Source organism: Enterococcus sp. DIV1368b (genome assembly GCF_050529595.1).
In the GTDB taxonomy this organism is placed as follows: Bacteria; Bacillota; Bacilli; order Lactobacillales; family Enterococcaceae; genus Enterococcus_B; species Enterococcus_B mundtii.
In genome coordinates this window covers 507,501-534,484 of the sequence record NZ_CP172883.1, presented here as the reverse complement: position 1 = coordinate 534,484, position 26,984 = coordinate 507,501, and the positions used below count along the sequence as shown (strand labels likewise).

Here is a 26,984-nt window from a genome sequence, read left to right as displayed (position 1 = left end):
GCATAATCGTCAATATTTCCCTTCAGCCCAAACAACTCTTACGAATAAATAAAAAAACGGAACAACAGGCTGAATGTTTCCATCCACCTGTTATTCCGTATTTACTATTACTTAAATTTAGTTTTTACTCCACAAATGGCTCTTCACCTAGTGCTTGTTGTGCCGCTAAGTTTAGTAAGCTCCATTGACGGTCGTGTCCTGGTTGGAAGAAGAAATCTGCTTCTGCCAAGTCTTCGATCGTCAATTTTTGTTGGATTGCTAATGCTAAGACATTGCCTTGTGCAGTGATGTCCTTCGTTGATAAAACAGCGCCACCTAGCAATTGATGCGTAAATGGATCATAGGCTAATTGTACAGCTGCTTTTCCGTTCCCAAATTCTTCTGGTACGAATTTTGGACGGATCGTATCTTCATAGAAGGCTGTTTTGATGGCTACGCCTGCACGATCAGCTGTGAAGCTGTTCAAGCCACTTGCAGCAAAATGATAGTCAAACACACGTAACGCAGATGAGCCGACTAAGCCACCAAATGGTTTGCTTGGTGTTTGTTCAAATAAGTGTTGAACGACATAGCGTGCTTCTCGACGTGCAACTGTTGCTAATGCGATCGGCACTTTTTTGCCTGCTGGGATCGAATAAGCAAGTGTTGCATCTCCTACTGCATAAACATCAGGTAAGTTTGTTTGTAGGTATTCATCTGTGATGATCCAGCCACGTTCATCTAAATCAACGATGCCTTTCAACCATTCGGTATTCGGTTTGACACCGGCAGCTTGGATGATCAAATCTGTTTCGATCGTGCCACTGTCTGTTTCGATGGCTGCGACTTTACCGTCACCTGTGAAGGCTTTGATGTTCACGCCAGTTTTGATGTTCATGCCTTTTTCTTTTAAGTGCGCTTCTAAGATATCTGTCATTTCCTTATCTAAGTAAGTACCTAAAGGACGATCGATCATATCTAATAACGTTACTTCTTTCCCTGCATTCAAGAAAACTTCTGCTGCTTCGATTCCGATGTAACCTGAACCGATAACGGCTACTTTTTTCACTGCTGGGTCTGTCATGCGTTCTTTGATTTTCGTTGCCCAATTATAGCCACGCATCAAATACACATTTTCTAAGTCTGTTCCTGGAATAGGTAATGAGTTTGGTTTCACACCTGAACTCAAAATCAATTTATCGTAAGCATACTCTTCTGTATGTCCATCTTCTTTACGTGTAACTGTTACTGTTTTTTTATCTGCATTGATTGTCTTAACTTCGTGGTTATTTAAAATCCCCACATTTGGTTGTGGAAAGTTTTCCGGTCTGAAATTACGGACATCATTCACACTAGTGACTTGATCCTCTAAATATAATTCCATGCCGCATGACATAAATGAAACATAGTCGCCTGCTTCAAACAAGGTGATATCCACATTTTCTCCGTATCTAGATAGTAATTCTAAAATGGATTGATGCCCTCCATGTGATGCACCGACAATAATTACTTTCGTTTTTTCCATTGACAAAACCCTCCTCATAACAATTGTTTAGAATCATTCTAAACAATTTTACGATATCATTCTAAGAATAATAATGCAAATGAAAAGGCTTGCCTAAAAATTTTATTCGTTATTTTAATATTATTGTTTTAATTGTGCTAAAAATGTGCCGATACGTTTACACGCTTCTTGTAGGTCATCCATCCCACTTGCATAAGAGATTCGGATAAATCCTTCGCCTTCCGGTCCAAAAGCTGAGCCAGGGATACAGGCAACCTTACCTTGTTCTGCGAGTGCTAAACAAAAATCCCACGAATTCATCTGGATCGTTTCTGGTAAGCGACAGAACAAATAAAACGCACCATCAGGTTGAGAGATTTGAAAGCCTAATTCCGTAAGTTGTGGTAATAGATAATCTCGGCGTTCGACGTAGCGGGCCTTCATTTTTTTCCCTTCGTCCATACTCGTTGTCAATGCTTCGACCGCAGCTTTTTGAGAAATCGTTGTGGCAGAAGTAACTAAATATTGGTGGACCTTGATCAATTCATCGATCACTGGTTTTTGGGCAAAAAGAAAGCCAATGCGCCAGCCAGTCATGGCATGGGATTTAGAGAGTCCATTCACGACGATCGTTTGTTCAGGTAAGTACGTAGCCATCGATACATGATCCCCCACGTAATTCAACTCCGCGTAAACTTCGTCACTGATGACAAAGACTGGATGTTGGCTTAAAACTTCTGCAAGTTTACTCATTTGCTCTGCAGATAACAATGTTCCAGTTGGATTACTTGGGTAATTCAAAATCACTGCTTTGATTTCGTCTCCGTATTTGGCAAACGCCTCTTCTAGTTGTTCTGGCTGACAAATAAAGCCAGTGTCTGATGTATCGATCGTGATCAATTCGGCGCCTGCTAGATCAACGATTGGTTGATAGCCGGGATACGCAGGTGCTGGGATCAATACCTTATCTCCTTCTTCTAAGACCGCTAATAAAGCTGTCGCGATCGCTTCTGTGGCACCAATCGTTGTCAGTACTTCCGTTTGCGGATCATAAGAAAGACCGTAACGTTCTTTTTGGAAGAAACAAGCTGCTTCACATAATTCTGGTAAACCTCTCATCCCGGTATAATGAGAATAGTTTTCTTTGATGGCTGTGATCCCTGCCTCTTTGACTGCTTCAGGTGTTGAAAAATCTGGCTCACCTAATGTCAATTTGATGATACCCGGAATGCTTGAGATTTGCTGATCGAACATACGGATCTGCGAGACTTCGATTTTAGCCAGCCTTGGATTAAAACGATGGTGTAGATTCATAGACTTCTCCCCTTTTGGTTACTATCCTTATTTTTTCAGAAAAGTTCCTTGGTGTAAAGGATTGTTTGGTACCATTCCAATCCTTTTTCTAAAACGGCCATATCGAAATCAAAGGTTGCATCATGCAGGGCTGGTGTATCCCCTACACCTAAGAAGAAAAAGACACAAGGATAGTGTTCCGTATAAACACCAAAATCTTCTGCTTGTAAGACAGGCTCAGCCAACTCATGTAATAACTCTGAGTGGGCAAGTGCTGCATACAACCGTTCATCGTTACGTACAGCAGGATAGCCATCGTTATAACGAAATGAGATTTTCGCTGGGGAAGTTTGTTGGAATTCTTCTGCTAGTCGTGCTAGTTGCATCTTTAAGTCCGTTTGGGTCTTACGACTGTATGAACGAATGCTGCCTGAGATCACGACTTCATTGGCTAAGACATTGCGGATCGTCCCACCTGTGATCTGACCAAATTTCAAGAGATGTTCAAGGTTTTCTGGCAGAGATTTATCAAAGTCATAGACTTGTTTCATAAAACGCACAGCTGCTTCTAAACTATCGATGCCTTGACTACTTGAGGCGATATGCGCAGATCTGCCTTGGACGATGATATCTGTTTCACTACTTTGGGCCATCAACGCACCTGGTCGTGAAAATACTTTCCCTTCTGGTAAGCCTGGCCATAAATGAAAACCAAAGATTGCCTGTACCTTGTAATGTTCCAACCACCCAGAACGGATCACACTTTCTGCCCCACCAGCGATTTCTTCTGAGGGTTGAAAAATCAAGACGATATTGTGCTGCATCTCTTGACGGTGCGTGGCAATATAATCGGTCAATCCTAAGAGCATCGCCATATGACCATCATGTCCGCAGGCGTGCATGAATCCTGGGTGTGTAGACGCAAAAGGTAACCCTGTGGCTTCAGTGATGGGCAACGCGTCGATATCTGTCCGAAAAGCAATCGTTGTGTCTTGTTGCTGATCAAAATAAACCAACAAGCCTGTCTCATCGATTTCATGGATCACGCCACCACAGTTTTTGATTTGTTCGTAAAGGTATTCTTTCGTTTTAAATTCATGAAAGCCAAGTTCAGGAATTTGATGTAACGCCATTCGGTGTGTTGCCAACATGTCGCCTCACCATCCCTTCATAGATTCCTTTTACCACGGTTTCATATTGTGTATTGGGTACGCCGATGATCAAATTCAACTCTTGCGCACCTTGCGATAAAATCGAGGTCCTGATTTCTAACTCATTCAAAATCGATAATACTTTTCCAGAAAGTCCAATTGGTTCCTTATGTGGACCGCCTACAACAGAAATCAAAGCCAAGTCTTCGATGATTTCGATTTCCTCTACGCCTAATTCCTCACGTAATTCTTTCGTGATCAAAAACAATTTATCCATGATCAATTCCGCCGAAACGACGACACCGATATTATCGATGCCAGAGGGGATATGCTCGATCGAGATGCCATGTTTGGCAAAAATACTCATGGCTTTCCAAATAAAACCGATCTCGTCTGACATATGTCGTTTGAACAAGGTGATTGAAAGAAAGTCTTTTCTTCCTGCAATCCCCGTCAACCCATTTTCTTTTTCGACTTCATGATTTGAGATTTTTGTTCCATGATCATTCGGTCGATTCGTATTTTTGATTTGGATCGGGATATCAGCTTCTTGTACAGGAAAAACCGCAGATTCGTGTAACACATTAGCACCCATATAAGCCATTTCTCGTAATTCACGGAAAGAGATCTCTTCAATGACTTTCGGTGAGTCAATGATTCTTGGGTCTGCCATCATGATACCTGAAACATCCGTCCAATTTTCATAAAGATCTGCCTGTAAGGCACTTGCTAAAACGGAGCCGGTAATATCACTGCCCCCACGACCAAGTAATTTTTCTTTTCCTGCTGGATTGGCACCATAAAATCCTGGGACGATCAACTTTTGGTGTTTCTGGTACAGCTCGCGTACTGCTTGCTCTGTACGCGGAAAGTCGATGCCTCCTTCATAATCAAAGTAGATCAGCTCACTTGCGTCTGCAAAGGTATACCCTAAATATTCCGCCATCAATTGCGCAGTCAGATACTCCCCACGACTGACTAAATAATCGATCGTCACTTTTTCCTGTTTTAGTTGTGTTTCGATCGTGGTTAATTCTTTTTCAATCGGAAAGTCGAGTGATAGAAGATCCCTTACTTGAATAAAACGTTGTGTGATCCGTTCCCATAGTGGCGTCCAATCAACCTTATGTTGAAGATACGCATGGATCAAATAGAGTAAATCGGTCACTTTATCGTCTTCATCGGTTCTTTTTCCTAAAGCGGAAACGACAACGACTTCTCGACTAGGATCAGCTAGCACGATCTCACGGACTTTACGGAACTGTTCTTCATGAGACATCGAGCTTCCACCAAATTTTGCGACTTTCATGAAAGGACCTCCTCTTGAAGAAGTGCCAAAGCAATTTGAACAGCGTTAGCCGCAGCGCCTTTGCGAATATTGTCAGCTACAGTATAAAAGAGTAAGCCATTTTCAACAGAGAGGTCGCGACGAATACGCCCCACGTATACTTGGTCTGTGCCTCTTGCTAATGTACTTGTGGGATATTGGTGTTCTGCTAAGTTATCGACAACCAAAATCCCTGGAAACTGACTGAAACAAGCACGGATTTGTTCCAATGAAAATTCCTTTTCTAACTCAACAGCAATCGAGACACCATGGCCATTTTCGATGGGAACACGCACACAAGTCGCAGATACAGGCAAATCTGGTTGATGCAAGATTTTTTTCGTTTCATTGATCATTTTTTGTTCTTCTTTGGTATACCCATTTTCCATTGGGCGATCGATTTCTGGAATGACCGTTTGACTGATGTCATGAGGATAAAAAGTGGCTGGTTCACCAATTTTAGTCGCCTGTAGATCAGCGATTCCTTGTTGCCCTGAACCTGAAACAGCTTGATATGTCGTGTAATTGACACGCTTCACACCAAAGGTATTCTGTAGTGCTTTCAGTGGTAAGACGGATTGGATCGTCGAACAATTTGGGTTGGCAATCAATGGATCTAACGTATGATCTTCTAGATTTACTTCAGGGACGATCAACGGGATCGTAGGATCTTCTCGCCACGCTGAAGAATTATCGATGACTACTAAGCCGGCTTGACGTGCAATTGGGCCAAATGTTTGAGACACGGATGCTCCAGCTGAAAAAAGCGCCAAATCATACCCAGAAAAAGAAGTCTCAGTCAGTTCTTCGACAACATACTCTTTTCCCTTAAACACAGACAGACTCCCCGCAGAGCGTTTGGATGCTAAAAGCTTGAGTTTTCCTACTGGAAAATCGTACTCCTCTAATACTCTTAACATAGTTTGACCGACTAAACCCGTCGCTCCGACAATACAGGTATCTATTTCGCGCATGTTTTTCATCCTTTCTTTGTCTACAATTCTCTTAGTGCTGCAATCAATGCGGTATTTTCTTTGGTTTGATCATCTTTTATTTTTAATACACGTGCCGGTGTACCACCAACGACCGTCTCAGGGGCAACGTCTTCTAAAACGACTGCACCTGCTGCGACGACTGCATTCTTTCCAACACGAACACCTTCAACGATCACTGCATTCGCACCAACTAATACACCATCTTCGATCACTACTGGTTGAGCGGAAGCTGGCTCGATGACCCCTGCTAGCACAGCGCCGGCGCCGATATGACAATTCTTGCCGACAGTCGCACGTCCGCCTAGGATTGCTCCCATATCGATCATGCTATGATCCCCGATTTCAGCACCGATATTGATCACAGCACCCATCATGATCACTGCTTGATCTCCGATGGTTACTTGGTCACGAATGACAGCGCCTGGTTCGATCCGAGCGTTGATGTCTTTGATATCCAGTAAAGGAACTGCACTGTTTCTAGCTGTCTGTTCTAGTTCAATCGCTAAGATTTTCTCCGCTTCTTTTTCTAGTACCGGCGCAATGTCTTTGTAATCCCCAAAAACAATTGGACTGTGCGCTTCGCCAAATACTTTTGCGTTTGGAAACTCAATGGGTTCAGAAACATTTAAGTAAACTTTGACTGGGGTCTTTTTTTCTGCTGTTTGAATAAAATGAATGATTTCTTGTGCGTTCAATTTAGGCTCCTCCTCTAGGTCCAAATAGATCTTCTAATTGATAAAAACCGGCTGACTGTTCGGCCAACCAGATGCTTGCTTGAACTGCCCCTTCTGCAAAAATTCGATTTGAAAAGGCTTCGTGCTTCACTGAAAGAACTTCATCTTTGGTCGCAAAAAAGACTTCATGTTCTCCTGGAAAAGAGCCTGCACGTAGGCTATGGACACCGATTTGTTGGTCTTCTCGTGGTTTGTCTGCCCATTGATAGACAGGCGACAGCTCTCGAACGGATTGTAGTGTTTCCACTAAGCGCTTAGCTGTGCCAGAAGGTGCGTCTTTTTTTTGGCTGTGGTGTTTTTCGATCAATTCGATCTGCCAGCTGGCTAAGTCTTGAGCTGCTTGTTTGATCAAGCGATTCATCACCATGATTCCTAATGAAAAATTAGCACTGTAGAGTACAGGAATCGTTTGAGCTGCTTGGGCGATTTCAGCAAATTGCTCTTCGGTATAGCCAGTTGTGCCAATCACCAGTGGGACTTGGTGAGCTTGGCTGTATCGCAAGATTTTATCCAAACCAGCTGGATGAGAAAAATCGATCATGACCGCTGGTGTCTGAGCAAACGATAATTCATCTGTTAATTGCAGGGATTCGGTCAACATCAATGGTTGATGTTGATATTCTTCGGTAACTTCTGCAATTCGCTTGCCCATTTTTCCACTTCCGATAATCCCGATATTCATATGCTTGCCCCTCCGTTTTCTGCTAACAGTGCAATCAGTTGTTGCTTTTTCTCCTCGCCTAATTCAATCAGTGGTAGTCTTAATGGTCCAGCAGGTAAACCTAAATGATTCATTGCTGCTTTCACTGGAATTGGATTGGTTTCACTGAACAAGGCATTGATCAACGCTAAATGAGTCAATTGTTTTTCTTTTGCTGAATGGCTATTTCCATCCAAGTAATCATGGACTAATCCATGGACTACTTTTGGTTGGATATTCGCCCAAACACTGATCACACCGATGCCACCAATACTCAAGATGGGTAAAATCAAATCATCATTGCCACTGTAAAGCGCAAATGATTCATCAATCAGTTGTGCGACTTCCATTGTGTAGGACATATCACCAGAAGCCTCTTTGATGCCGATGATTCGTGGATGCTTCGCTAGTTCCGTTAATACAGGTAATGAAATCGTCATGCCTGTTCGTGACGGTACGTTATATAAGATGATTGGTAGAGAGGACGCGTCTGCGATCGCTTTAAAATGAGCCAGTAAGCCTGCATCGCTCGTTTTATTATAGTAAGGCGTGATCACTAATAATTGGTCTGCCCCTAGTTCTGCAAAACGCTGGACTTTCTTGATCGTTTTCGCCGTCGCATTCGATCCTGCGCCAGCTATCACTGGGATACGCCCATTGGCTTTTTCAACGGTGAATCGTAGGATCTCTTCCTCTTCCTCCTCAGATAGTGTTGGTGATTCCCCAGTTGTTCCTAGGACAAGTAATCCGTCTGTTTGTTCTTTCAGATGAAAAGCAATCAGCTGCTCCAATCCTAAATAATCCACTGCACCTGTTTCCGTCATCGGAGTCACTAATGCAACAATCGATCCTTTGATCATCCTTCTACCTCCAAATTTTTGTGCCATTCATAACTGGCTGGTCCTGCCATCGTAATCGTTTCATCACCAGAAATCAGTAAATCACCTTGCTCTAAATGGATCGTAGCTTGTAAGCCGGAGAGATATCCTTGATCTTTTGCGACGACATACGCTGCACAACAGCCTGTGCCACAAGCTAATGTCCAACCGACCCCACGTTCATACGTGCGGACGATCAATTCTTCTTCATTGACATATTGGACAAAATTGACGTTTGTTTTCTCTTTGAATAAGGGATGATGGCAGAGTTTTTCTCCTGTCTCCTTGGTTAATTCAGCCAACGCATCTTCAACAAAAACAACTGTATGGATCGTCCCCATGAATAAACTAGTCAGCTCTACCTTTTGCTCATCAATCGTCAGCGCTTGTTTGATGATCGGTGTTGCTTGCGCTACGCCTACTTTCTCTGGTCGGTAGTCTGGCGAACCCATGTCGACCGTGCAATAAAAAGGTTCTCGTGAATGGATCGTCACATGGATCATCCCAGCAAGCGTTTTGACTGCAAATTGTGGCTCTTCATGTAATTGTTGATCGCTGACATAATTGGCAAAACAACGGATACCATTGCCACACATCGGTGCACGACTGCCATCTTTATTGTAGTAGATCATTTCCAATGGATCGGTTTTAACAGCAATCAATCCATCCGTATCATAAGCAGTTGGTGCGCACAAGCTTTGAGCCAAACGACTATAGTCGATCGTTTCATCGTAATCTAAGAGAATAAAATCATTGCCACAACCGTTATATTTATAAATCTGCATAGACTTCTCCTCTCAATAGATCCGCATAAGTTTGCCGACGCACGACTTCTCTCGACACGCCATCTTTGACAAAAACAACTGCTGGTCGAAGTGCACGATTGTAATTGCTACTCATCGAATATCCGTAGGCTCCTGTGGCATACACTGCCAGAAGATCACCTGGCTCTGCAGGAGGCAACTGTGTTTCTTGGATCACCACGTCTCCTGATTCACACATTTTCCCCGCAACCGTCACTTTTTCTGTTTTTTCAATGTCTAGTTTATTTGCTAAATCACAGGTGTATTCTGCTTGATAAAGTGCCGGTCGAATATTATCTGTCATCCCACCATCCACAAAATAATATTTCTTGTGAGGTGTTTCTTTGATATAGCCGACTGTATAAAGTGTTGTTCCGGCTTCACCAACGATACTTCTCCCAGGTTCAATCAATAAGCGATCGATCGTTAAGTTTCTGTCAGCTAGTGCCTGCTCTGTATGTGTAACCAGATGTTTGACTGATTCTGCAATCGGTAAAGGTGTGTCCGCTTCGGTATAACGGATACCAAAGCCCCCTCCTAGATTTAAAGAAAGCGGTTGTTGAAAATCTTCAAGGTAGGTGACCAACTGGTCGATCTCAGCCAACCAAGCCGTCATATCAAAGATTTGTGAGCCGATGTGGGCATGAAAGCCTTCCAATCTAAGAAACTCACTTTGTTGGATACGTGTAATCGCTTGTTGGCAAACATCGCTATCGTAAAGCATACCGAATTTTGAATCGATATGTGCGGTGACGATGTATTCATGGGTATGCGCTTCGATCCCTACATTCAATCGCAACATGATCTGTAGCTTTTTCTGATATTCTCGGCTTAATTCTTCCAAGACTTCGACTTCCATCCCATTATCTGCAACGAAATGGTGTATATCGTTTTCGATCGCGTATCTTAATTCATCGACCGTTTTATTGTTGCCATGGAAATAAATATCTTCTACAGGAAATCCAGCTTGTAACGCGGTATAAATTTCTCCACCACTTACGACATCTAGACCTAACCCTTGTTCAGCGATCAAACGGAGTAATTCTACTGTTTGAAAGGCTTTAGACGCATACAAGATCTTTGTTTGAAAATAATCAGAATCAAAGTTCAGCTTAAACGACTTTATCGTTTCTTCCATCTTTTTTTCATCATACACATATAGGGGTGTTTGATATTCATTTGCTAGTTGACTCACTGGAATTTCGCCGATCGTTAATTCTGTCATTCTCTTTTCCCTCTTTTCAAAAAATTATTTTCTCATCAAATTGAAATATCCTTAGATTATAATTTGAATTTTATTTGAATAATATTAAACAAAATTGTTTGAATTGTCTAGTTTAAATCGCTATTTTCAGCAAAAATGTTTATTTTTTCAATTTTATTGCATACAGAAAACAAAAAAATAAAAAACCACTATTTATTTTCACATAATCCTCTTAGAAACAGACAAAAAAACTGACCAATTTCTTGGTCAGTTTTTTAAAGTGAAATTTTCTTAAATCAATTACTTACATAGATTGCTAAAAACATCAACGCTGCACCTAACATGACAAATAGATGCCAGATCACATGGGTGAATCGTCTGCTTTTCATGCTATAAAATAGTGATCCCACAGAATAAGCGATTCCTCCGCCAACTAGCAGTAGTAAGCCAGTCAAATCGATATTCTGATAGAGCTTAGGTAGCACAACGATGATTGCCCACCCCATCACATTGTAAATGATCGTTGAAACTTTTGATACTTTATTTGTCTTTGTTAAAGTCAGACATTTATATATGATACCGATCACTGCTGTCGCCCAAATAACACTTAGCAAAACTAGTCCTGTCGTTCCTTGCACGACTAGCAGACAAAATGGCGTGTAGGTTCCAGCAATCAAAAGGTAGATCGAACAATGATCAAATACCTGAAATACTTTTTTTGCTTTCGTAAAAATCAAACTATGAAATAACGTAGAAGAAAAGAATAGCAGAAAAAGAGAACTACCATAAATCGCAAAAGCGACATAATCTAAGGTTGTATGGGCGCGATCCATCAGCAAATTGAAGCAAAGCAGACTTAACAAAGCTGCAATCCCATGGGTCACCGCATTTAATACTTCATTGACGATTTGGTACTTTCGGCTAAATTCTATCTCCATCTTGATCCACTCCATTTCGTTTGTTCAATTTCATTATACATGAAGGATGTTCTGTTTACAAAAACTTTAACATCTAGTTTCCAAAACTATATCATTTTTTAATAACTTTTGTAAAATATTTTATCATCATGATAAGAAATAGCAACAAAAACACACTGATCAAGCCATTTACGAGTAAAAATGCAGTACGCTTCGCTTGTTTCACTTTTTCTAACGCTTCTTTTATTTCTTCTGGTTCAACAGCGACCCTGTGCCCGCGTACTAATAAACGGTGACTATTGACCATATACGGAGTACAAGTAACCAGTGTGACTAAATCTTGATTTTCTTGGATTTGCAGCGCTTCTGTTTCTGTCGGTGCTACGGTTTTGATCTGATCGACTTGATACGCAAGATACTGTCCATTGATTTCAATATAAAAGTGATCTTCTATTTTTAATTGAGGTAAATCTGTAAACAATTTTGCTTGCGGCAAGCCTCGGTGGCTGGAAAGTACCGCATGTGTCGATTTTCCTCCGATCGGGTATGAGGTGCCCTCGAGCAGACAAGCGCCTTTTTCCAATAGTTTCGTCGTTGTTTGATCAAAAATCGGTAAGCTGACATTGATTTTGGGGATCGTCAAAACACCAACGGTATGTGATTCGATATACGATTTCTGAGATTTTTGATCAGTCTTTTTTTTCTTGGAAAATGGGTCTGCTTCTGGCATCGCTTCGTTTGATGCCAGTTGTTCATTTTTTTTGATCATCCGCTTTTGTAATTCAGCAAGTTCTGTCGCATGTTCAGACTTTGCCTTTTTTTGATAATTTTTGATGATCTGCTGGTCGAGATAATCATTCAACGTATCACTGACAAAAGGATACGCCAAGCTGAGGACACCGATAAAAAATACCGAGAACATGATTAGATCTAACAGACGCCATTTTTTTTGTTTCATTTTATTCTCCTCAGCGAGTCACTTGTTCTTCATTTTGAGACTATTTAACTTTTGGGCGTTTTAGCCAGTACGCACCCACGATTGTCAGTAAAACCACACCTAAGAAAATGTACAATGAAATTCCTTTGCCACCAGTTGCTGGTAATGTCCCTTTGTGTTTGTTTGGTACTTTCTCTGGTGCAACCAATTCACCTGCAACAGCATAAGATTGCTGATCGACCTTGAACGCCATTCGTTCAGTTAGTTTCACATAATTGTTTGGTGCTTTTGTTTCTTCTAAATAATACGTGCCATAAGACAAGCCTGTGATATCCACTAATCCATCACTTGTTGTCGTGAAAATCGTTGCTTCTTCCTGTGAAGTCGTCCACGTTACTGCTTTTGTTACTGGATCGATGATCAAATATTTCGCTGTTGCTTCATCTTGATCACGTACCACAAACGAAGCGTCTGCTAATGGTTTGATATCAGCTACTGCTCCATCTACTTTAATGAATCGTTTCCCACCTGTCAGTACTTCCACAGTTGGTGGTGTTTGATCTGTCGTATGTCCAGTATCAACATTTGCTTCGTTGTTATAGCCTTGGGTTGGTTCTGCTAACTGATTCAAATGCATATAATAAACAAAACGCAACGTACCACCTGGAGTCAATGAAGGAATATAAGTTGGTTCAATCGTTACTGTGAAGCCGTTTGTTTGTTCAGTTACGTGGTAATTTATTGAATCAATGATCGTTTCACCATCGTAAAGTGCATAACCTGTTTCTCCAGTTGATTGGTTCATGAATGTTAAAGCTGGATCATGTGTATCAATCAATTTGAAGGTGGTATATTTATTGTTTGATCCTTCTTTATCCGCGATCCCAAGAGGAATATTGACGCTGATCTCATAATTGATCGGTTCTCCGATTGCTACGTCTTGCCCATCTAATTGCGGCGTTTCTTTTTCTACTTTCGTCGTATCATTTTTCACTGTAAGTTCAACTGGCGTTTGGTTGCCAGTAACAATTGTGAATGGTGTCTTTGTTTGCTCAGTGATCATCGCTGCATTTTCAGGTGCTTTTACTTCTTCTAACACATATTCGCCAACTTCTAATCCAGTAATGAGCATTTGACCTTTCTCTGCTTCATTTTCAGCAACGGCCTCTTCACCGATTTCATAGCTTTTGCCAGTCACAAAGTGTTTTGCTTTAGATTTATCAGTTGTCCATGTATACATTCCTTGTGCCACACTATGCAAATATTTGGCAACACCTGCATCTTCTTTCACAATGACAAATTCCGCACCGTTTAGTGCTTCGCCTTCTGCTGAACCTACTTTTTTGACCTTCAGCGTTCCTTCATTTTCCACGACATTTTTAGGATATAAATGAACTACGTCTAGTTCTTCTGTCCCATATTGATATGAACCGTCGGATTGTTTGATCAGTTCATATACTGGAAATGCCACAACCATATTTGCAGCAGCTGTTACTCCTGATTTTGCTTCTTCATCAATCACATAAACTGCATCTTTTCCAGCTTGTTTTTTTGGCAATGCTAAAGAAAGATCCCCCTGAGCGTCTGTGGTACCAGAAAGAAGAGCTGTGCCAGAAGTCTGTGATTGGACGATCGCTTTTGCTTCTTCAATCGTCGCGCCATTTTTTCTTGCTTCAGCAAATGATTCGGTGACATCATACACATGGAACGTCACATCTGCCAACCCTTGATAGTTGTTGAATTCAGTCATTTCTTTCCCTGTATTTTGGATCTCTTGTTGTGGGAAATCTAACATTTTCTTTTTGTGGATCACCAATTGTGCATCCGTTCCTTCAGCAAACACTTGTGGATTAGGAAGTAATGCCACCAGTGTAAGTAGTGATGAAATAAGACATAGTAATACTTTTTTGAAATTTTTTCTATTCTTCATTCTTCTTTACTCCTGTTCTTTTGATAAATAATGAAACTACCTATGATCGATAGGCCACCAATCATACCAACACTTATTTTTTCGTCAGTTGTTTTTGGAAAAAGAAAACTCGTTTCTTGTTTCTGATTAGTGATTTTCAGAGGTTCACTAGGTTGTCCATTGATGGCATATGACATACTTTTTACGACAAACGAGACAGCATAAGGATTTCTTTTATACCCTTTTGGTGCTTTGATTTCTTCAAGTAAATATTCTCCGTCTGCTAAGCCATTGATGGAAAATAAGCCATTTCGATCAGAAGTCAGCGTTATTGCATCTCTTGCTCGTTTTTTCCAGCAATATTTTCCATCTTTCAAATGCAGGTATTCTTCCTGTTGGTTTTTGATCATAAACATTGCATCTTCTAGCACCTGTTGTTCCTTATCTGTTGTAACTTTTTGAAACCACTTCCCTCCTGTTCGAATACGTGTACTTCGTGACAATGATGCTGTTCCGATATCTAATGACGCTTGATTGATGATCGATTGATCAGCGATTGCATCTTGTCGTAAACGCATCTGATAGTTGATCCTCACTGTTTTACCTGCCAGATCTTGCAAGTCTTGACCGTTAAACGCAATACTGAATCCTTGACTATGGCTATGAAACGTCAGATTTTCCAAGCGTTTTTCTTCACTGTGGACTTTGAGCGATTCAGTTAGCAACTCCAATTCTTTCGTCGCACTGTCAGTGACTACGCATGTTTCTTCACTGGCTATCCCATTTGGAAACTGGATATCCAATTGATAGTAGATCTTTTCACCAATCGAATAAGTGTTTTTTTCCTCTACAAGCTTTTTTTCAAAGACGATCGCAGATGGCTCTTGGTTCATTTTAGGATAGAGATGGATTGCCTTTTGTGGGTGATCATATGAATCATAAAGAGGCAAAACCACGACTACATTTTGTGATCCTACAAACGCATCTGCTATGGGAGTGGTTTCGTTCACTAAATAAACGTTACCTATTTGATTCGTTGACTCACGTAGATCAAAGATTGCTACATCTTCTCCATCATTGTTCGACTTCACCAGTTTTTCCATTAGAAAAGAACCTGCTGAAGTACCTTGTCGCGCAATGATTTGTTGTGTTTCTTCGACAGTAAATCCTTTTTTACGTAATTGATAAAATGATTTTGTCACATCGTAAACCGCAAAACTCGCTTTATGAGATTCCGTTTGTTTATCTGATGAGGGCTGCGTAGTATGGACAATCAACTGGACCATCTCTTGTGTTTGGGCAATACACGTTTTGGCACCACCAACTAACAGAAAAGGCAACAACAGCAAGAACCAATAATACTTGGTCAACTTGAAATGCCTCCTCGTTTCATCCCCCTTGAATAAACGACAAATGAAACAATCGCAAGGATACTTAATAATAGGAAGCCAAGTCGGCCAGATCCTCCCGTTTCAGGCAGTGGGATCAATGCCTGATTGGTGATGACCAAATGGATTTGGTTGTTCGTATGATCATTTTGTAACTGAACTTCTGTTAGTTCACCATCTACAGTTACTTTTCCATCCGTTTGGATAACAATCTGCACGGGTTGCTCTAATCCCAGATAACCTTCTGGTGTTTTGATTTCCTCCAACGTGTACTCACCCGGTTTTAGGTTCTCAAAAACAAATGTATCAGTTGCTTTATCGTCGTTTGGTAATTCAACCTGTCCATCTGGACCGGATAGTCGGAAGACTGCCCCTTTTAACGCCTGTCCTGTATCCGTTTGCTTTAGGACTGTTAAATCAAAAGGTTTGATTTGATTCATATGCGTCAATGTCCAAATGGTATCTTCCTCTACATTTTCTCCGTCATAGAGAATCGTACCGTAAGGGTCAACTTTAAATTCATAGTTTCCTGGAATCGTATCGTAGCCAAGCGGTCCTGCTGTTTCTACTAAGCGATATTCACCCGCTTTTTGTATCACGAATTCTGCCAATCCTGATGATGCGGTAACTTCCTCTTTCAGTGTATGATAGGTTCCTGTTTCTCCTTTTATTTGTAAAGCAAAAGTTGCTCCTGCCAGATTGATTTTTTGTTTGTCCTTTTCGGTATATTTTCTTATAGCTATCGGAAGGTCTGCAAATGGATTCTCAATCGTCAATTGGATCACTTGATCAGTAACTGTAGCTTGTTGTTTGTCCACTGTTACTTCCCCATTTTCAGAAATAGCAATTTCCCACGCCTGCTTTTCCGATTTTTCATGTCCAGCAGGTGCACTGATTTCTGTCAATGTATAAGATTTTCCTTTTTCAAGGCGTGTGCCCTCTGGCAATGAATAGGTACCATCCTCATGGTCGATCAGCTGAATCTCCTGACCTTCAATCGTTAGTTGAAACACTGCTCCTTTTAAAAGATGGTCAGCTGACGAAGTTTTCTTGGTTATTTTTAAATCTAAAGGAACAAATTGTTTTTTATTTTTCCAAGTCGTTGCGTTGACTTTTTCTGATTGATATCCTGGTACATCCAACTCATTCACCGCTTCATAGTGAAATTCTTGCCCTTGATTGTTGTATTTTGGCAAGCTGAGGGTTTCACGAGACGCTTCACTGGACGCTAGAAGTTTGGTGATATTGGTTCGCTCCCAGACATTGGTGTTCTCATCTTCTGGTTTACTTAATTGGACATAGCCACTTTCCCAACTAGATGTTTCAGTGATTCCTGTTCGCTTGATTTCGTAAATCACTTTCTCTGGTCGAGTCGTCGTATCTTGATCAAATTCTTCCCATTCTTTGAAAAAATCAAGAGATACACCTGGTGCTTTGGCTGACGGCACACCGAATTTAGCAAGAACATCTGGGTTGCTCGTTGGTTGGAAGATTGTTTGCCCATTCATTTGATACCAAGTATCAGTCTCGAACATTTCGCTTTCTGTTTGGAGTCTCACTTGATAATGTAGTTGGATTTCCTGCCCTTTTTCTAAATAGATTTTATCGACGTTGATCGTTTGCCCATCAATAGAGAGAAGTGGGTCAATCGATAGAGGGGTCGTCCCGACACTTGTAACAGAAGCGCTGTCTGGTTGATAAACAAATGGATCAATGATTGGATCAGTGATTTTTCCATCAACGACTGTTCCGGAAAGCTGCACAGCTTTTTTGGCTAGATAATCAGCAATATCTGTAGACTCATTGGCAGATTCATAATATGCCGTACCGTCTTCGCCAGTGGAAACCATCTTACGCATTCGACGTTCTACTTCCTCTTTCGTGATGCCTTCAGTTTCATCTCCTTGCAACTGTATACCCAAGCCATGGATCTCGATACCTCGTTGTTTCAATGCCATTGCTTCACCGATTGTGGCTGTAAATGTCGAATTGATCCAGCGCCACTGTAAATCTTGATCTTTAACTGGTACGAGATAAGGTGGGGAAATTTTTGAAGTATAGTCAGGGTGATCAACACGATTGGTAAAAGTCGCACCATAATAACTACCATCTTCTTCAGTCACCACACTGGCTACTTGATAGGAACTTGTTGGCACACCATCTGTTAGTAAAACGATCACTTTTTTATGATCATTTTGTTCCGATAACATTTCACCTGCTTGACGTAATCCATTTTGAGTGAACGTCCCACCACTTGTTGAATCAGGTGTCGCTGCTTGGATTTCTTCCTTTACAGAATCAAATCCCGCGATCGGAATCCTGCGATTGGCGTAGCCTTCACTAGAAAAACCAACATAACCTAAATTGATTTTTTCCGTTACACCACTTTCTGATAAGGTATCGACAAAGCGATCGATCCCCTTTTTCACCTCAACAATCCGATTTTCCTCATTCATACTGCCAGACCAGTCGACAACCAGGACAACATCTAAAGGAGTGATATTTTTTTGGGTATTTCCTCGAACATTCAGATACAAGTCAAACAATCCAGGAGTCGCTGTCTCTTTGGCAAATTTTCGGATGGCATAATCAGCGTCCTCTTTTTCCCCACCATATTCAATATAAGAATGGTTGCGATTGCTTGGATTGCCATCCCAACCTTTTTGCCCGTCCCATTGCTGTTGTCCTTGGCGATTGCCTTGATGATTACGCACATATTGACTGTTATCCGGTTGCCACATTGCCTTAGGGTATGTTCCTTGCTCATCTGTGATATATTCTGGTTCAATCGTAGCTAACCCTTTAGGTTTCAACTGTTCATTGAATAATTGTGGTTGTTCAAACGGACGATATTCGTTTTTAGCTACCGATGAATCATCCGACACCTCACTGTTTTCAGAAGAAGTCGTGGTTTCAGACATTGGTTCACTCGTTTGTGCAGTTTCCTGATTCTCGTTATCTATAGAAAATGAAAAGGAAGCTGGTTCAGATAAAAGTAACTGACCCGTTTTTTCTTCTATCTGAATATTGAGTTGAAATTCTTTGCTCGTACTCGGCAATTCAATGGTCAATTCTTTTTCTTCAATGGCTTGAGAAAAATCACCTGCTAGCCATTTTCGTTGTTGTTCATCTGTGTATTCTTGATATTCCTGAGAAACATAAGAGGAAAGCAGATTCGTTTCAGGTGCATCTTTTGGATGTAACTGGAATAAAAATCGGTTTTCTTGTGCTTGCTCATTTAATCGATACACGACCGTTAGCTTACGATCTATTTTCCTAATACTTACTTTGCCATATTCATTATTTAAGACTTCAATGGTTGCTTCTTCATTAGCTGCCACAGTCTTTCCTTTTTGGAAGTAGAAATAGGTGACGAAAAATAGAGAAAATAGACAGAAAACGATGAAATAATTTCGCTTCTTCATTTATGGATACCTCCTTAGAAAAACTTTAAAATTCAATTAGATAATATAAAAAAAAGAAAAAATTCACTAATCTTTCTAGTTCTCTTCTCTTTTGTCTCTAACTATTAAATTATAGTTATTTTAAGGATCTTTAAATTGATATAGTAAAACGAATACATTGAACGTTTCGTTATTTAAAACCGATTTATTATTCTTTTATCTCACAAAATATACTCATTGAGCGATAATTTTGAGACAAATTTTAAAAGAATATTTCTAAATCCGGTAGAGTTTTTTTAGAAAATTGAGACAAGTATTTACAAGGAAAAATAAATACGGTATTAATAATAAAAATATAAAAAGAAGGTGAAGAATTGATTGAAAAAATTTTATTAGATGACCATGCAAGAATGAAATTAAGTGTGTATGGAAAGGTAATGACCTTATGGCCGGGGGAATATAGTTTAGATCATGTACGAGAAAACTTAGATTTCTATTTCAGTGCGACTCGTTTCAAAAAAATCCTATGTGCTATACAAGATGATTTAGAACAATTTACTGATATTAAACTGTTACATACTAAAAACAAGTTATCCATTCCTGAACAACTTGTTCAATATACCCAATACCAACATTACCTATCAACAGAAAGTGTTCCTTATAAACTATTGATCAGTCTTCTGACTGAACAAGATGAAGATCTTGCAGCTTTTTGCAACCGCCATTTTATCAGCCGCTCAACATGTTTTCGACAAACAAAAAAATTGGCTGAATATTTGAAGGAGTACAATATCAATTTGAATTTATCGAATCTTACCCTATCTGGTTCTGAAACGCTGATTCGTATCATTTTTTTCAATTTCTTTTGGTTTGTTTCATTAGGAGAAAGTCTGGATAGTATTCCTTACAACCAAGAAGTTCGCGCATTGATTTATAAGCACGAAGGTCCACAGCTCAAAAATAAGTTTGACTTAGGAAAAAAACAAGCCAGTCTCCATTGTCTGATTTGTTTGCTGAGGATCGAAAATGATCATTTTACGGATATCTATCGATTATCGAGAGACTCCTTTATTCCCAGTAAAACAAACATTGATTTTTTTTATGACTTCTTCAAAATTGCGGATCTTCGTTTAGATATCTTAGAAGTAAACTCGTTGTTTTATTTGTTCTATTATTGGCCGTTCCTTACCTCTAATCAAGATATTCGTGTGCCGATCGTTCACCATTCCTATCAACAACCGAGCAATGAAATCAAAGCTATTTTAGAAGAATTTCAGGCACATTGTCAGACATTTATTGGTACATTCCATTTTGAAAAAGAGCCCGCTTTGCTTTTGAATCTTTATCTTTCAATTGGAAATTTTAGCATGTTCAAACAAAAAATTCCTTTGACCACATTATTTATCTCTTCTTATATTCAAGATAAATATCCACTTTTACGTATCTTGACAATCAAAATCGAAGGATTTTGGAAAAAGGCCGCACAACGAAAAAACTACACATGGCTGAAATCATGCGTAAGTGAATTAGCCTTTCTACAAGCCAGTTTACTTTATCCGTATTATTCAGAAATCGATGAAAACTATAAATTGAAAGTTGGGTTTGTCAACGTCTCTGAGCATCTGATTTCCGCAGAGATCATGAATTTAGGCAAGAAGATCCCCTTTGTAGATATCGAGCGACTCACACTTCCCATCACTGAAGAATATGATTTTTTCATCTTGGGTTCCCCCTTATTGATCCCTGCTGGTCTTGATTCTTCTAAATATACAGTTCTTGATCTTTGTCATTATAGAGACTTTGAAACAAAGCTGTATCAGCGGCTGTTAGAAGTCCACCATTTAAAGTTACAGACATTGTTTGCTAGTTGACTGAACAATCATAACCACCCTTCAAAAGGGTGGTTTGCTCTAGGGCTATAAGCCCTTAACACCGGCCAGCGCCTAAAGACGCTGGCTTTCTCATTTCATGTTCAAGCCATATTGCCTTTGTCACTTTTGCCTACCTTTAAAAAGGTTTTTGTTCTACTCTCTAACCCTTAAAAGGGTCCTCGTATTCTCGAACGCTCAATTTATCTAGCGCTATATCATGTTTCTCTTGTTCTTGAATGTATTTCCTTATGGTCGCTTCATTCAATCCCACTGTGCTTACATAATATCCTTCTGCCCAAAAATGTCGATTGCCAAATTTATATTTTAAATTTGCATGTTTATCAAAAATCATCAATGCACTCTTTCCTTTAAGATAACCCATAAAACTTGACACGCTTATTTTTGGTGGGATACTCAATAATAGATGGACGTGATCTGGCATCATATGTCCTTCCAAGATTTCTACTCCCTTATACTTACATAGTCGTTTGATAATTTCTTGAATACTTGCTCGATATTGATTATAGATGATTTTTCTTCTATACTTTGGTGTGAATACAATGTGGTATTTGCACAGCCACTTTGTATGGGCTAAACTATTTGCTTTATTAGCCATTTCTTTTCCCTTCCTTTCGTTATCAATATGACCTGAACAATCATATTTTAACGATAGGAAGGGCTTTTTGGTAGAACCTTTTATTCCCCACCCGCATAGCAGGTGGTTTTCTGTTTCACTCGCTTTGCGAGCTCAACTTGGTCTAAAGACAACAAAATATAAAAAAAACTTTTAAGCAAGATGCTTAAAAGCTTTTTTTGACTACACTCGATTATTTTGCACGTTTTACGTATGAACCTTCTGCCGTATTGATTTCTAATAATTCATCCGTTTCAATGAAGTCAGGAACATTGACTACTAAACCTGTTTCCATTGTTGCAGGTTTACCAGAGCCAGTCACTGTCGCACCTTTGATCGATGGTTGTGTTTCAACAACACGTAAGACAACTGTTGTTGGTAATTGGACACCAATCACTTCGCTACCGAAGAATTGGATTTTTACTTCCATGTTTTCTAAGATAAATTTCATTTCTTCAGCTACAGTTTCTACAGGGATCTCATATTGTTCGTATGTTTCTAGATCCATAAAGAATGCTGTATCATCCATTGTGTATAAGTATTGAACTGGTTTTGTATCGATGTGTGCTTTTTCAAATTTTTCGTCTGGTCTTAGTGTCGTATCATAAGTAGCACCAGTGCGAACATCTTTTAGCTTCATACGCATCACAGTATTTCCTTTACCAGGTTTGTGATGGCTTGCATCAATTACTTTGATCAATTTTCCGTCTTGGACAAATGTCATTCCGGCTTTTAAATCGCTTGCTGAGATCATTATTTTTTGCTCCTTTTTTTCTTAATCATAATCACCCTTATTGTATCAGACAAACGTCTATAAAACTAGGAAATTATTGCTTTTCAAATGATAGTCTTTGACTTTCTTATTTTTTCATGCTATTTTTAATTAAATCATTATTGGAGGGATAAACATGGCAATCAATTACTTAAAACAATTGAAGTGTTGTTGTTGTATGGTGTATAAAAACAGCATACTGTTTGCCATGTCTATTAATTGCCCTTCATAGTTGAATGAAAGATCTCTTTCTGTAGTGAAAGTGTTTTCTTTCTTAGTCTTTTCAATTTATGATCTTACGAGGAGCTGATTAAATAGTCAGCTCCTTTTTATTTTACTTTTTTGGAGGTTTGGATTCGTGATCATTTCATCAATTACTGAAGCAATCGGGCATACACCCGTCTATAAATTTACTGCGAAAGATTTTCCTATGCCAAAAGATTCCGTGATCTATGCAAAACTGGAATACTTGAATCCAGGAGGTAGTATCAAAGACCGTTTAGGTTTGTATTTATTGACTTCCGGTCTTGAGAGCGGAAAAATCGATCAAGAAACAACGATCATTGAGCCAACTGCTGGTAACACAGGGATTGGTTTAGGTCTGGCAGCTTTGAAATTCAATTTAAAAACAATTTTTGTCGTACCAGAAAAATTTAGTATAGAAAAACAAAAAATCATGCAGGCCCTAGGCGCAAAAATCGTACACACTCCTACAGAAGATGGAATCGTTGGTGCGATCGAAAAAAGTAAACAATTAGCTTCTGAGATCCCAAATAGTTATGTTCCCTTGCAGTTTGAAAACCCAGACAATCCAGCCACTTATTACCAAACATTGGGGCCTGAATTGTTTCAAGAATTGGAAGGGTCAATCAATAGTTTTGTTGCCGGTATTGGAAGTGGTGGTACGTTTGCTGGAACCGCAAAATTTCTAAAAGAACGTTTACCTGAACTTCGCTTGATTGGTGTTGAGCCAGAAGGATCGATTTTGAATGGTGGTCCTTCACATGGGCACGAAATTGAAGGCATCGGCGTTGAATTTGTCCCCCCTTTTCTTAGTGAGTTGACAATTGATCAATTTGAAACGATTTCTGACGCTGAAGGATTTGCTTATACACGCCAACTAGCAAAAGAACACGGATTATTAGTAGGCAGCTCGAGCGGAGCCGCTTTTGCCGCAGCTTTAAAAGAAGCGCAACGTTTACCGAACGGACAGTCTATCCTGACCATATTTCCAGATACGTCCGATCGTTACTTATCAAAAAATATTTATCTGTAAGCAACAGACGAAACGATAAACTCAATGAAGAAATTGGAGGAAATAATTATGCATATTCAAACAAAATTGATCCATGGTGGTATTAGTGAAGATCCGACAACAGGTGCAGTTAGCGTACCGATCTATCAAACATCGACTTACCGCCAAAATGCAGTTGGACAACCGAAAGAATACGAATATTCACGTTCAGGTAATCCAACACGTTTTGCTTTAGAAGAATTGATTGCAGACTTAGAAGGTGGCGTTCGTGGCTTTGCCTTTGCCTCAGGTCTCGCAGGAATCCATGCCGTCTTTTCCTTATTCCAATCTGGGGATCACATTCTCTTAGGCGATGATGTCTATGGAGGGACTTTCCGTTTATTTGATAATGTTCTTACAAAAAATGGCTTAGAGTATACGATCGTCGACACAAGTAATCTTGCACAGATTGAAGAAGCAATTCAAGACAATACAAAAGCTTTGTATCTAGAAACACCAAGTAACCCTCTACTTAAAATCACCGATTTGAAAGCAGGGGCAGCCATTGCAAAAAATCATGACTTGTTAACAATCGTGGATAACACATTTGCTACACCCTACTTTCAAAAGCCTTTAGAATTAGGCGCTGATATTGTTTTACACAGTGGTACAAAATATCTAGGCGGGCATAGTGATGTCGTTGCTGGATTAGTTACGACAAACAACCAAGAGTTGGCGGATCAAATCGGTTACTATCAAAATGCCATCGGTAGCGTATTAGGTCCACAAGATAGTTGGTTGATGCAACGCGGGATCAAGACTCTTAGTGTGCGCATGGAAGAACATCAAAAAAATGCCTATGCTGTAGCTGAATTATTAGTGAACCATCCTGAAGTTGAATCAGTCTATTACCCTGGTCTAACAACTCATAATAATCATGAAATTGCGAAACAACAGATGTCCGGCTATAGCGGAATGGTTTCCTTTACCTTGAAAAACGACGCAGATGCAATTCCTTTTGTAGAAGCTTTGCAACTATTTATCCTCGCTGAAAGCTTGGGTGGTGTCGAAAGTTTAGTGGAAATTCCTTCTGTGATGACTCATGCCTCTGTACCTAAAGAAAAACGCGAAAAAGTTGGAATCAAAGACGGATTGATTCGTTTATCCGTAGGAATCGAGTACGCCCAAGATCTTTTAGATGATTTGAATCAAGCCTTTACTCAATTGGAAAATCACTGATCCATTTTATCTATAAAGAATTGAAAAAAATCAGTCAGTTTTCTACACCTGACCTGCAATAAGTGTTAGAATTTAGATAAATCGACTCAATCTTTTTAGAGGATTTTCATTCCTCCTAAAAAGAATCATCAGATAGTTAGGAGTAATTCAATATGAAAATGAATGTCGAAAGTTTTAATTTAGACCACCGTAAAGTAAAAGCCCCTTATGTTCGTGTAGCTGATCGTAAAAAAGGAGAACATGGCGATTTGATCATCAAATATGATGTCCGTTTCAAACAGCCAAACAAAGAACACATGGATATGGCAGGTTTGCATTCTTTAGAACATTTAACTGCCGAAAACATCCGTAATCATGCAGATTATATTGTAGACTGGTCACCAATGGGATGCCAAACAGGCTTCTATCTTACTGTCATCAACCATGAGAATTATGATGATATTTTAGATGTTTTAGAAAAAACGATGGAAGATGTGCTACAAGCGACAGAAGTTCCAGCAAGTAACGAAATCCAATGTGGCTGGGCTGCAAACCATACGTTAGAAGGCGCACAAGCTTTAGCGCGTGAATTTTTAGCAAAACGAGATGAATGGTCAGACGTCGGAGTATAAGCAGACCATACATTTATTTAAGAATAATAGAGATTGAGGAAAGTGACCTACATCTCATAGTCATAAGCCGTAAAAGACAAAAGAACATACCAAATCTTTGTCTTTTACGGCTTGTTTTGGTAAGTTATGAGAAAGACAATTTGGCGTGAACATTAAGAGAAAACTCAAATAATATCTCTTAATCTTCCATTTTGGCTAATGATCGAAGGCATTGACTTTCGCTCATTATGTTTTCAGTTTAGGGGACTACATCTGCAAGCCCCTTATTATACATCAACAAATAGGAGGAAAAAACGAATGGATATCTATGATTTTAACGTCACATTAGAAAATGGGACAACTTACTCATTGGACAAATACAAGGGACACCCTATGATCATCGTTAATACTGCAACAAAATGTGGTTTGGCGCCACAATTTGAACAGTTGGAAGAGCTTTACCAGACGTATCAGGAAAAAGGGTTAGTAGTATTGGGTTTCCCATCGAATCAATTCAAGCAAGAAGTAGCTTCTGCAAATGATGCTGCGGAAGCCTGCCGAACAACGTATGGTGTTACGTTTCCCATGCACCAACTAACGGTGATCAATGGCGGGGATGCTGATCCTCTATTTGATTATTTAAAAGAACAAGCACCAGGGACTTTGACACCTGCAATCAAATGGAATTTTACAAAATTCCTTATTGATAAAGACGGTCAAGTAATTGAACGTTTTGCGCCAAAAACTTCGCCGTTAAAAATGAAAGAAGCAATCGAAGCCATTCTTTAGTTAAGATGCAATAATTGGACAATCAACATTTTAGATTATTGGTCAAATGAAATTCACTTCTATTTAGAGAAAAAGCTTAGATCGACTTTAACAAAGTACATGACCTTGAAAAAATTTTTTTCAAGATCATGTATTTTTTTGTCTAGAATACTGACAAGAATTTTTGCTATTTCAAAAAAGCAAACAAAAAAACAGCTGAACTTTCGTTCAACTGTTTTCATTTGCGTGGCGGCGTCCTACTCTCACAAGGGGCAACCCCTCACTACAATCGGCGCTAAGAAGCTTAACTTCTGTGTTCGGCATGGTTACAGGTGTATCCTTCTCGCCATCGCCACCACACTTGGTGTTATCTATATTGAGTAAATCTTGTTCACTCAAAACTGGATTTGAAGTATCAGTAAGAAACTCTCCGAGTTTTTCATTTTATTTTGGTTAAGTCCTCGATCGATTAGTATCAGTCCGCTCCATACATCACTGTACTTCCACTCCTGACCTATCTACCTGATCATCTCTCAGGGATCTTACTTTCTTAAAGAAATGGGAAATCTCATCTTGAGGTGGGCTTCACACTTAGATGCTTTCAGCGTTTATCCCTTCCCTACATAGCTACCCAGCAATGCCCTTGGCAGAACAACTGGTACACCAGCGGTAAGTCCATCCCGGTCCTCTCGTACTAAGGACAGCTCCTCTCAAATTTCCAACGCCCGCGACGGATAGGGACCGAACTGTCTC

At 39.8% G+C, this 26,984-nt stretch carries 22 protein-coding genes and 2 rRNA genes (1 of these 24 only partly in view); 5 read left to right on the top strand and 19 right to left on the bottom strand.

The genetic code is table 11. The features are described 5' to 3' along the window. Positions 1–124: 124 nt before the first annotated feature. The 15 genes from IGJ19_RS02480 to IGJ19_RS02410 all read right to left on the bottom strand — a co-directional run bounded on the left by IGJ19_RS02480 (position 125) and on the right by IGJ19_RS02410 (position 19,144). On the bottom strand, positions 125–1,504 hold the full coding sequence (locus IGJ19_RS02480) for an FAD-dependent oxidoreductase (RefSeq protein WP_115357260.1): 1,380 nt from the start codon (positions 1,502–1,504) through the stop codon (positions 125–127). 120 nt (positions 1,505–1,624) lie between these two features. Continuing rightward, positions 1,625–2,797 carry a pyridoxal phosphate-dependent aminotransferase gene (locus IGJ19_RS02475; RefSeq protein ID WP_142433651.1) on the bottom strand — a complete coding sequence of 391 codons (1,173 nt, stop codon included), beginning with the start codon at positions 2,795–2,797 and terminating at the stop codon, positions 1,625–1,627. Between the two features lie 35 nt (positions 2,798–2,832). Further along, positions 2,833–3,927 carry an amidohydrolase gene (locus IGJ19_RS02470; RefSeq protein ID WP_115357259.1) on the bottom strand — a complete coding sequence of 365 codons (1,095 nt, stop codon included), beginning with the start codon at positions 3,925–3,927 and terminating at the stop codon, positions 2,833–2,835. Beyond that, positions 3,887–5,236, bottom strand: coding sequence for an aspartate kinase (locus IGJ19_RS02465; RefSeq protein ID WP_375148088.1), 1,350 nt, complete (start codon positions 5,234–5,236; stop codon positions 3,887–3,889). The genes IGJ19_RS02470 and IGJ19_RS02465 overlap by 41 nt, the downstream gene beginning before the upstream one ends. After that, entirely contained in the window at positions 5,233–6,228 is a 996-nt protein-coding gene (locus IGJ19_RS02460; RefSeq protein WP_142433649.1) for an aspartate-semialdehyde dehydrogenase, read from the bottom strand. Before IGJ19_RS02460 ends, IGJ19_RS02465 begins: the two co-directional genes overlap by 4 nt. Positions 6,229–6,248: 20 nt before the next feature. After that, on the bottom strand, positions 6,249–6,944 hold the full coding sequence (gene dapD, locus IGJ19_RS02455) for a 2,3,4,5-tetrahydropyridine-2,6-dicarboxylate N-acetyltransferase (RefSeq protein WP_430604372.1): 696 nt from the start codon (positions 6,942–6,944) through the stop codon (positions 6,249–6,251). A gap of 1 nt (position 6,945) precedes the next feature. Beyond that, the gene (gene dapB / locus IGJ19_RS02450) at positions 6,946–7,665 is read right to left on the bottom strand and encodes a 4-hydroxy-tetrahydrodipicolinate reductase (RefSeq protein ID WP_430604371.1); all 720 of its coding nucleotides are present in this window, start codon (positions 7,663–7,665) and stop codon (positions 6,946–6,948) included. Beyond that, a complete protein-coding gene (gene dapA, locus IGJ19_RS02445; RefSeq protein WP_430604370.1) occupies positions 7,662–8,543 on the bottom strand; it encodes a 4-hydroxy-tetrahydrodipicolinate synthase in 882 nt (293 codons plus the stop codon). The genes dapB and dapA overlap by 4 nt, the downstream gene beginning before the upstream one ends. Beyond that, positions 8,540–9,346, bottom strand: coding sequence for a diaminopimelate epimerase (gene dapF, locus IGJ19_RS02440; RefSeq protein ID WP_074801740.1), 807 nt, complete (start codon positions 9,344–9,346; stop codon positions 8,540–8,542). The genes dapA and dapF overlap by 4 nt, the downstream gene beginning before the upstream one ends. After that, positions 9,333–10,589 carry a diaminopimelate decarboxylase gene (gene lysA, locus IGJ19_RS02435; protein WP_142433645.1) on the bottom strand — a complete coding sequence of 419 codons (1,257 nt, stop codon included), beginning with the start codon at positions 10,587–10,589 and terminating at the stop codon, positions 9,333–9,335. The genes dapF and lysA overlap by 14 nt, the downstream gene beginning before the upstream one ends. A gap of 275 nt (positions 10,590–10,864) precedes the next feature. After that, entirely contained in the window at positions 10,865–11,506 is a 642-nt protein-coding gene (gene trhA, locus IGJ19_RS02430) for a PAQR family membrane homeostasis protein TrhA (RefSeq protein WP_010736330.1), read from the bottom strand. A 91-nt stretch (positions 11,507–11,597) separates the two neighbouring features. After that, positions 11,598–12,443: a class C sortase gene (locus tag IGJ19_RS02425; protein WP_086334282.1), complete on the bottom strand. Its 846-nt coding sequence runs from the start codon at positions 12,441–12,443 to the stop codon at positions 11,598–11,600. 40 nt (positions 12,444–12,483) lie between these two features. Beyond that, a complete protein-coding gene (locus IGJ19_RS02420) occupies positions 12,484–14,352 on the bottom strand; it encodes a SpaH/EbpB family LPXTG-anchored major pilin (protein WP_430604369.1) in 1,869 nt (622 codons plus the stop codon). Beyond that, a complete protein-coding gene (locus tag IGJ19_RS02415; RefSeq protein WP_074801748.1) occupies positions 14,349–15,701 on the bottom strand; it encodes an isopeptide-forming domain-containing fimbrial protein in 1,353 nt (450 codons plus the stop codon). Before IGJ19_RS02415 ends, IGJ19_RS02420 begins: the two co-directional genes overlap by 4 nt. Next, entirely contained in the window at positions 15,698–19,144 is a 3,447-nt protein-coding gene (locus IGJ19_RS02410; RefSeq protein WP_430604368.1) for a SpaA isopeptide-forming pilin-related protein, read from the bottom strand. Before IGJ19_RS02410 ends, IGJ19_RS02415 begins: the two co-directional genes overlap by 4 nt. Positions 19,145–19,497: 353 nt before the next feature. Between IGJ19_RS02410 and IGJ19_RS02405 the strand changes: the two genes are divergently transcribed. Beyond that, on the top strand, positions 19,498–20,994 hold the full coding sequence (locus IGJ19_RS02405) for a helix-turn-helix domain-containing protein (protein ID WP_074801753.1): 1,497 nt from the start codon (positions 19,498–19,500) through the stop codon (positions 20,992–20,994). A 160-nt stretch (positions 20,995–21,154) separates the two neighbouring features. On the opposite strand, the gene tnpA is transcribed toward IGJ19_RS02405, so the two are convergent. Beyond that, complete coding sequence (gene tnpA / locus IGJ19_RS02400; RefSeq protein WP_100917284.1) at positions 21,155–21,610, bottom strand: IS200/IS605 family transposase; 456 nt, start codon at positions 21,608–21,610, stop codon at positions 21,155–21,157. A 211-nt stretch (positions 21,611–21,821) separates the two neighbouring features. After that, complete coding sequence (efp, locus tag IGJ19_RS02395; RefSeq protein WP_074802096.1) at positions 21,822–22,382, bottom strand: elongation factor P; 561 nt, start codon at positions 22,380–22,382, stop codon at positions 21,822–21,824. A gap of 376 nt (positions 22,383–22,758) precedes the next feature. Here efp and IGJ19_RS02390 point away from each other — a divergent pair, with 376 nt between their 5' ends. The 4 genes from IGJ19_RS02390 (at position 22,759) to IGJ19_RS02375 (ending at position 26,252) form a co-directional block, all read left to right on the top strand. Further along, positions 22,759–23,676 carry a PLP-dependent cysteine synthase family protein gene (locus tag IGJ19_RS02390; protein WP_161642613.1) on the top strand — a complete coding sequence of 306 codons (918 nt, stop codon included), beginning with the start codon at positions 22,759–22,761 and terminating at the stop codon, positions 23,674–23,676. A 48-nt stretch (positions 23,677–23,724) separates the two neighbouring features. Beyond that, positions 23,725–24,873: a cystathionine gamma-synthase gene (locus IGJ19_RS02385; RefSeq protein ID WP_430604367.1), complete on the top strand. Its 1,149-nt coding sequence runs from the start codon at positions 23,725–23,727 to the stop codon at positions 24,871–24,873. A 152-nt stretch (positions 24,874–25,025) separates the two neighbouring features. Beyond that, positions 25,026–25,484: an S-ribosylhomocysteine lyase gene (locus IGJ19_RS02380; RefSeq protein ID WP_010736339.1), complete on the top strand. Its 459-nt coding sequence runs from the start codon at positions 25,026–25,028 to the stop codon at positions 25,482–25,484. 297 nt (positions 25,485–25,781) lie between these two features. Further along, on the top strand, positions 25,782–26,252 hold the full coding sequence (locus tag IGJ19_RS02375; RefSeq protein WP_065096268.1) for a glutathione peroxidase: 471 nt from the start codon (positions 25,782–25,784) through the stop codon (positions 26,250–26,252). A gap of 223 nt (positions 26,253–26,475) precedes the next feature. Here the strand turns inward: IGJ19_RS02375 and rrf are convergent. After that, positions 26,476–26,591, bottom strand: a 5S ribosomal RNA gene (gene rrf, locus IGJ19_RS02370). 89 nt (positions 26,592–26,680) lie between these two features. Next, a 23S ribosomal RNA gene (locus IGJ19_RS02365) occupies positions 26,681–26,984 on the bottom strand; it runs 2,611 nt beyond the window's last position.

Coding starts and splice junctions, on each gene's coding strand:
- IGJ19_RS02480 (WP_115357260.1), bottom strand. CDS start 1,504: ATGGAAAAAACGAAAGTAATTATTGTCGGTGCATCACATGGAGGGCAT.
- IGJ19_RS02475 (WP_142433651.1), bottom strand. CDS start 2,797: ATGAATCTACACCATCGTTTTAATCCAAGGCTGGCTAAAATCGAAGTC.
- IGJ19_RS02470 (WP_115357259.1), bottom strand. CDS start 3,927: ATGTTGGCAACACACCGAATGGCGTTACATCAAATTCCTGAACTTGGC.
- IGJ19_RS02465 (WP_375148088.1), bottom strand. CDS start 5,236: ATGAAAGTCGCAAAATTTGGTGGAAGCTCGATGTCTCATGAAGAACAG.
- IGJ19_RS02460 (WP_142433649.1), bottom strand. CDS start 6,228: ATGCGCGAAATAGATACCTGTATTGTCGGAGCGACGGGTTTAGTCGGT.
- dapB (WP_430604371.1), bottom strand. CDS start 7,665: ATGAATATCGGGATTATCGGAAGTGGAAAAATGGGCAAGCGAATTGCA.
- dapA (WP_430604370.1), bottom strand. CDS start 8,543: ATGATCAAAGGATCGATTGTTGCATTAGTGACTCCGATGACGGAAACA.
- dapF (WP_074801740.1), bottom strand. CDS start 9,346: ATGCAGATTTATAAATATAACGGTTGTGGCAATGATTTTATTCTCTTA.
- lysA (WP_142433645.1), bottom strand. CDS start 10,589: ATGACAGAATTAACGATCGGCGAAATTCCAGTGAGTCAACTAGCAAAT.
- trhA (WP_010736330.1), bottom strand. CDS start 11,506: ATGGAGATAGAATTTAGCCGAAAGTACCAAATCGTCAATGAAGTATTA.
- IGJ19_RS02425 (WP_086334282.1), bottom strand. CDS start 12,443: ATGAAACAAAAAAAATGGCGTCTGTTAGATCTAATCATGTTCTCGGTA.
- IGJ19_RS02420 (WP_430604369.1), bottom strand. CDS start 14,352: ATGAAGAATAGAAAAAATTTCAAAAAAGTATTACTATGTCTTATTTCA.
- IGJ19_RS02410 (WP_430604368.1), bottom strand. CDS start 19,144: ATGAAGAAGCGAAATTATTTCATCGTTTTCTGTCTATTTTCTCTATTT.
- tnpA (WP_100917284.1), bottom strand. CDS start 21,610: ATGGCTAATAAAGCAAATAGTTTAGCCCATACAAAGTGGCTGTGCAAA.
- efp (WP_074802096.1), bottom strand. CDS start 22,382: ATGATCTCAGCAAGCGATTTAAAAGCCGGAATGACATTTGTCCAAGAC.
- IGJ19_RS02385 (WP_430604367.1), top strand. CDS start 23,725: ATGCATATTCAAACAAAATTGATCCATGGTGGTATTAGTGAAGATCCG.
- IGJ19_RS02380 (WP_010736339.1), top strand. CDS start 25,026: ATGAAAATGAATGTCGAAAGTTTTAATTTAGACCACCGTAAAGTAAAA.
- IGJ19_RS02375 (WP_065096268.1), top strand. CDS start 25,782: ATGGATATCTATGATTTTAACGTCACATTAGAAAATGGGACAACTTAC.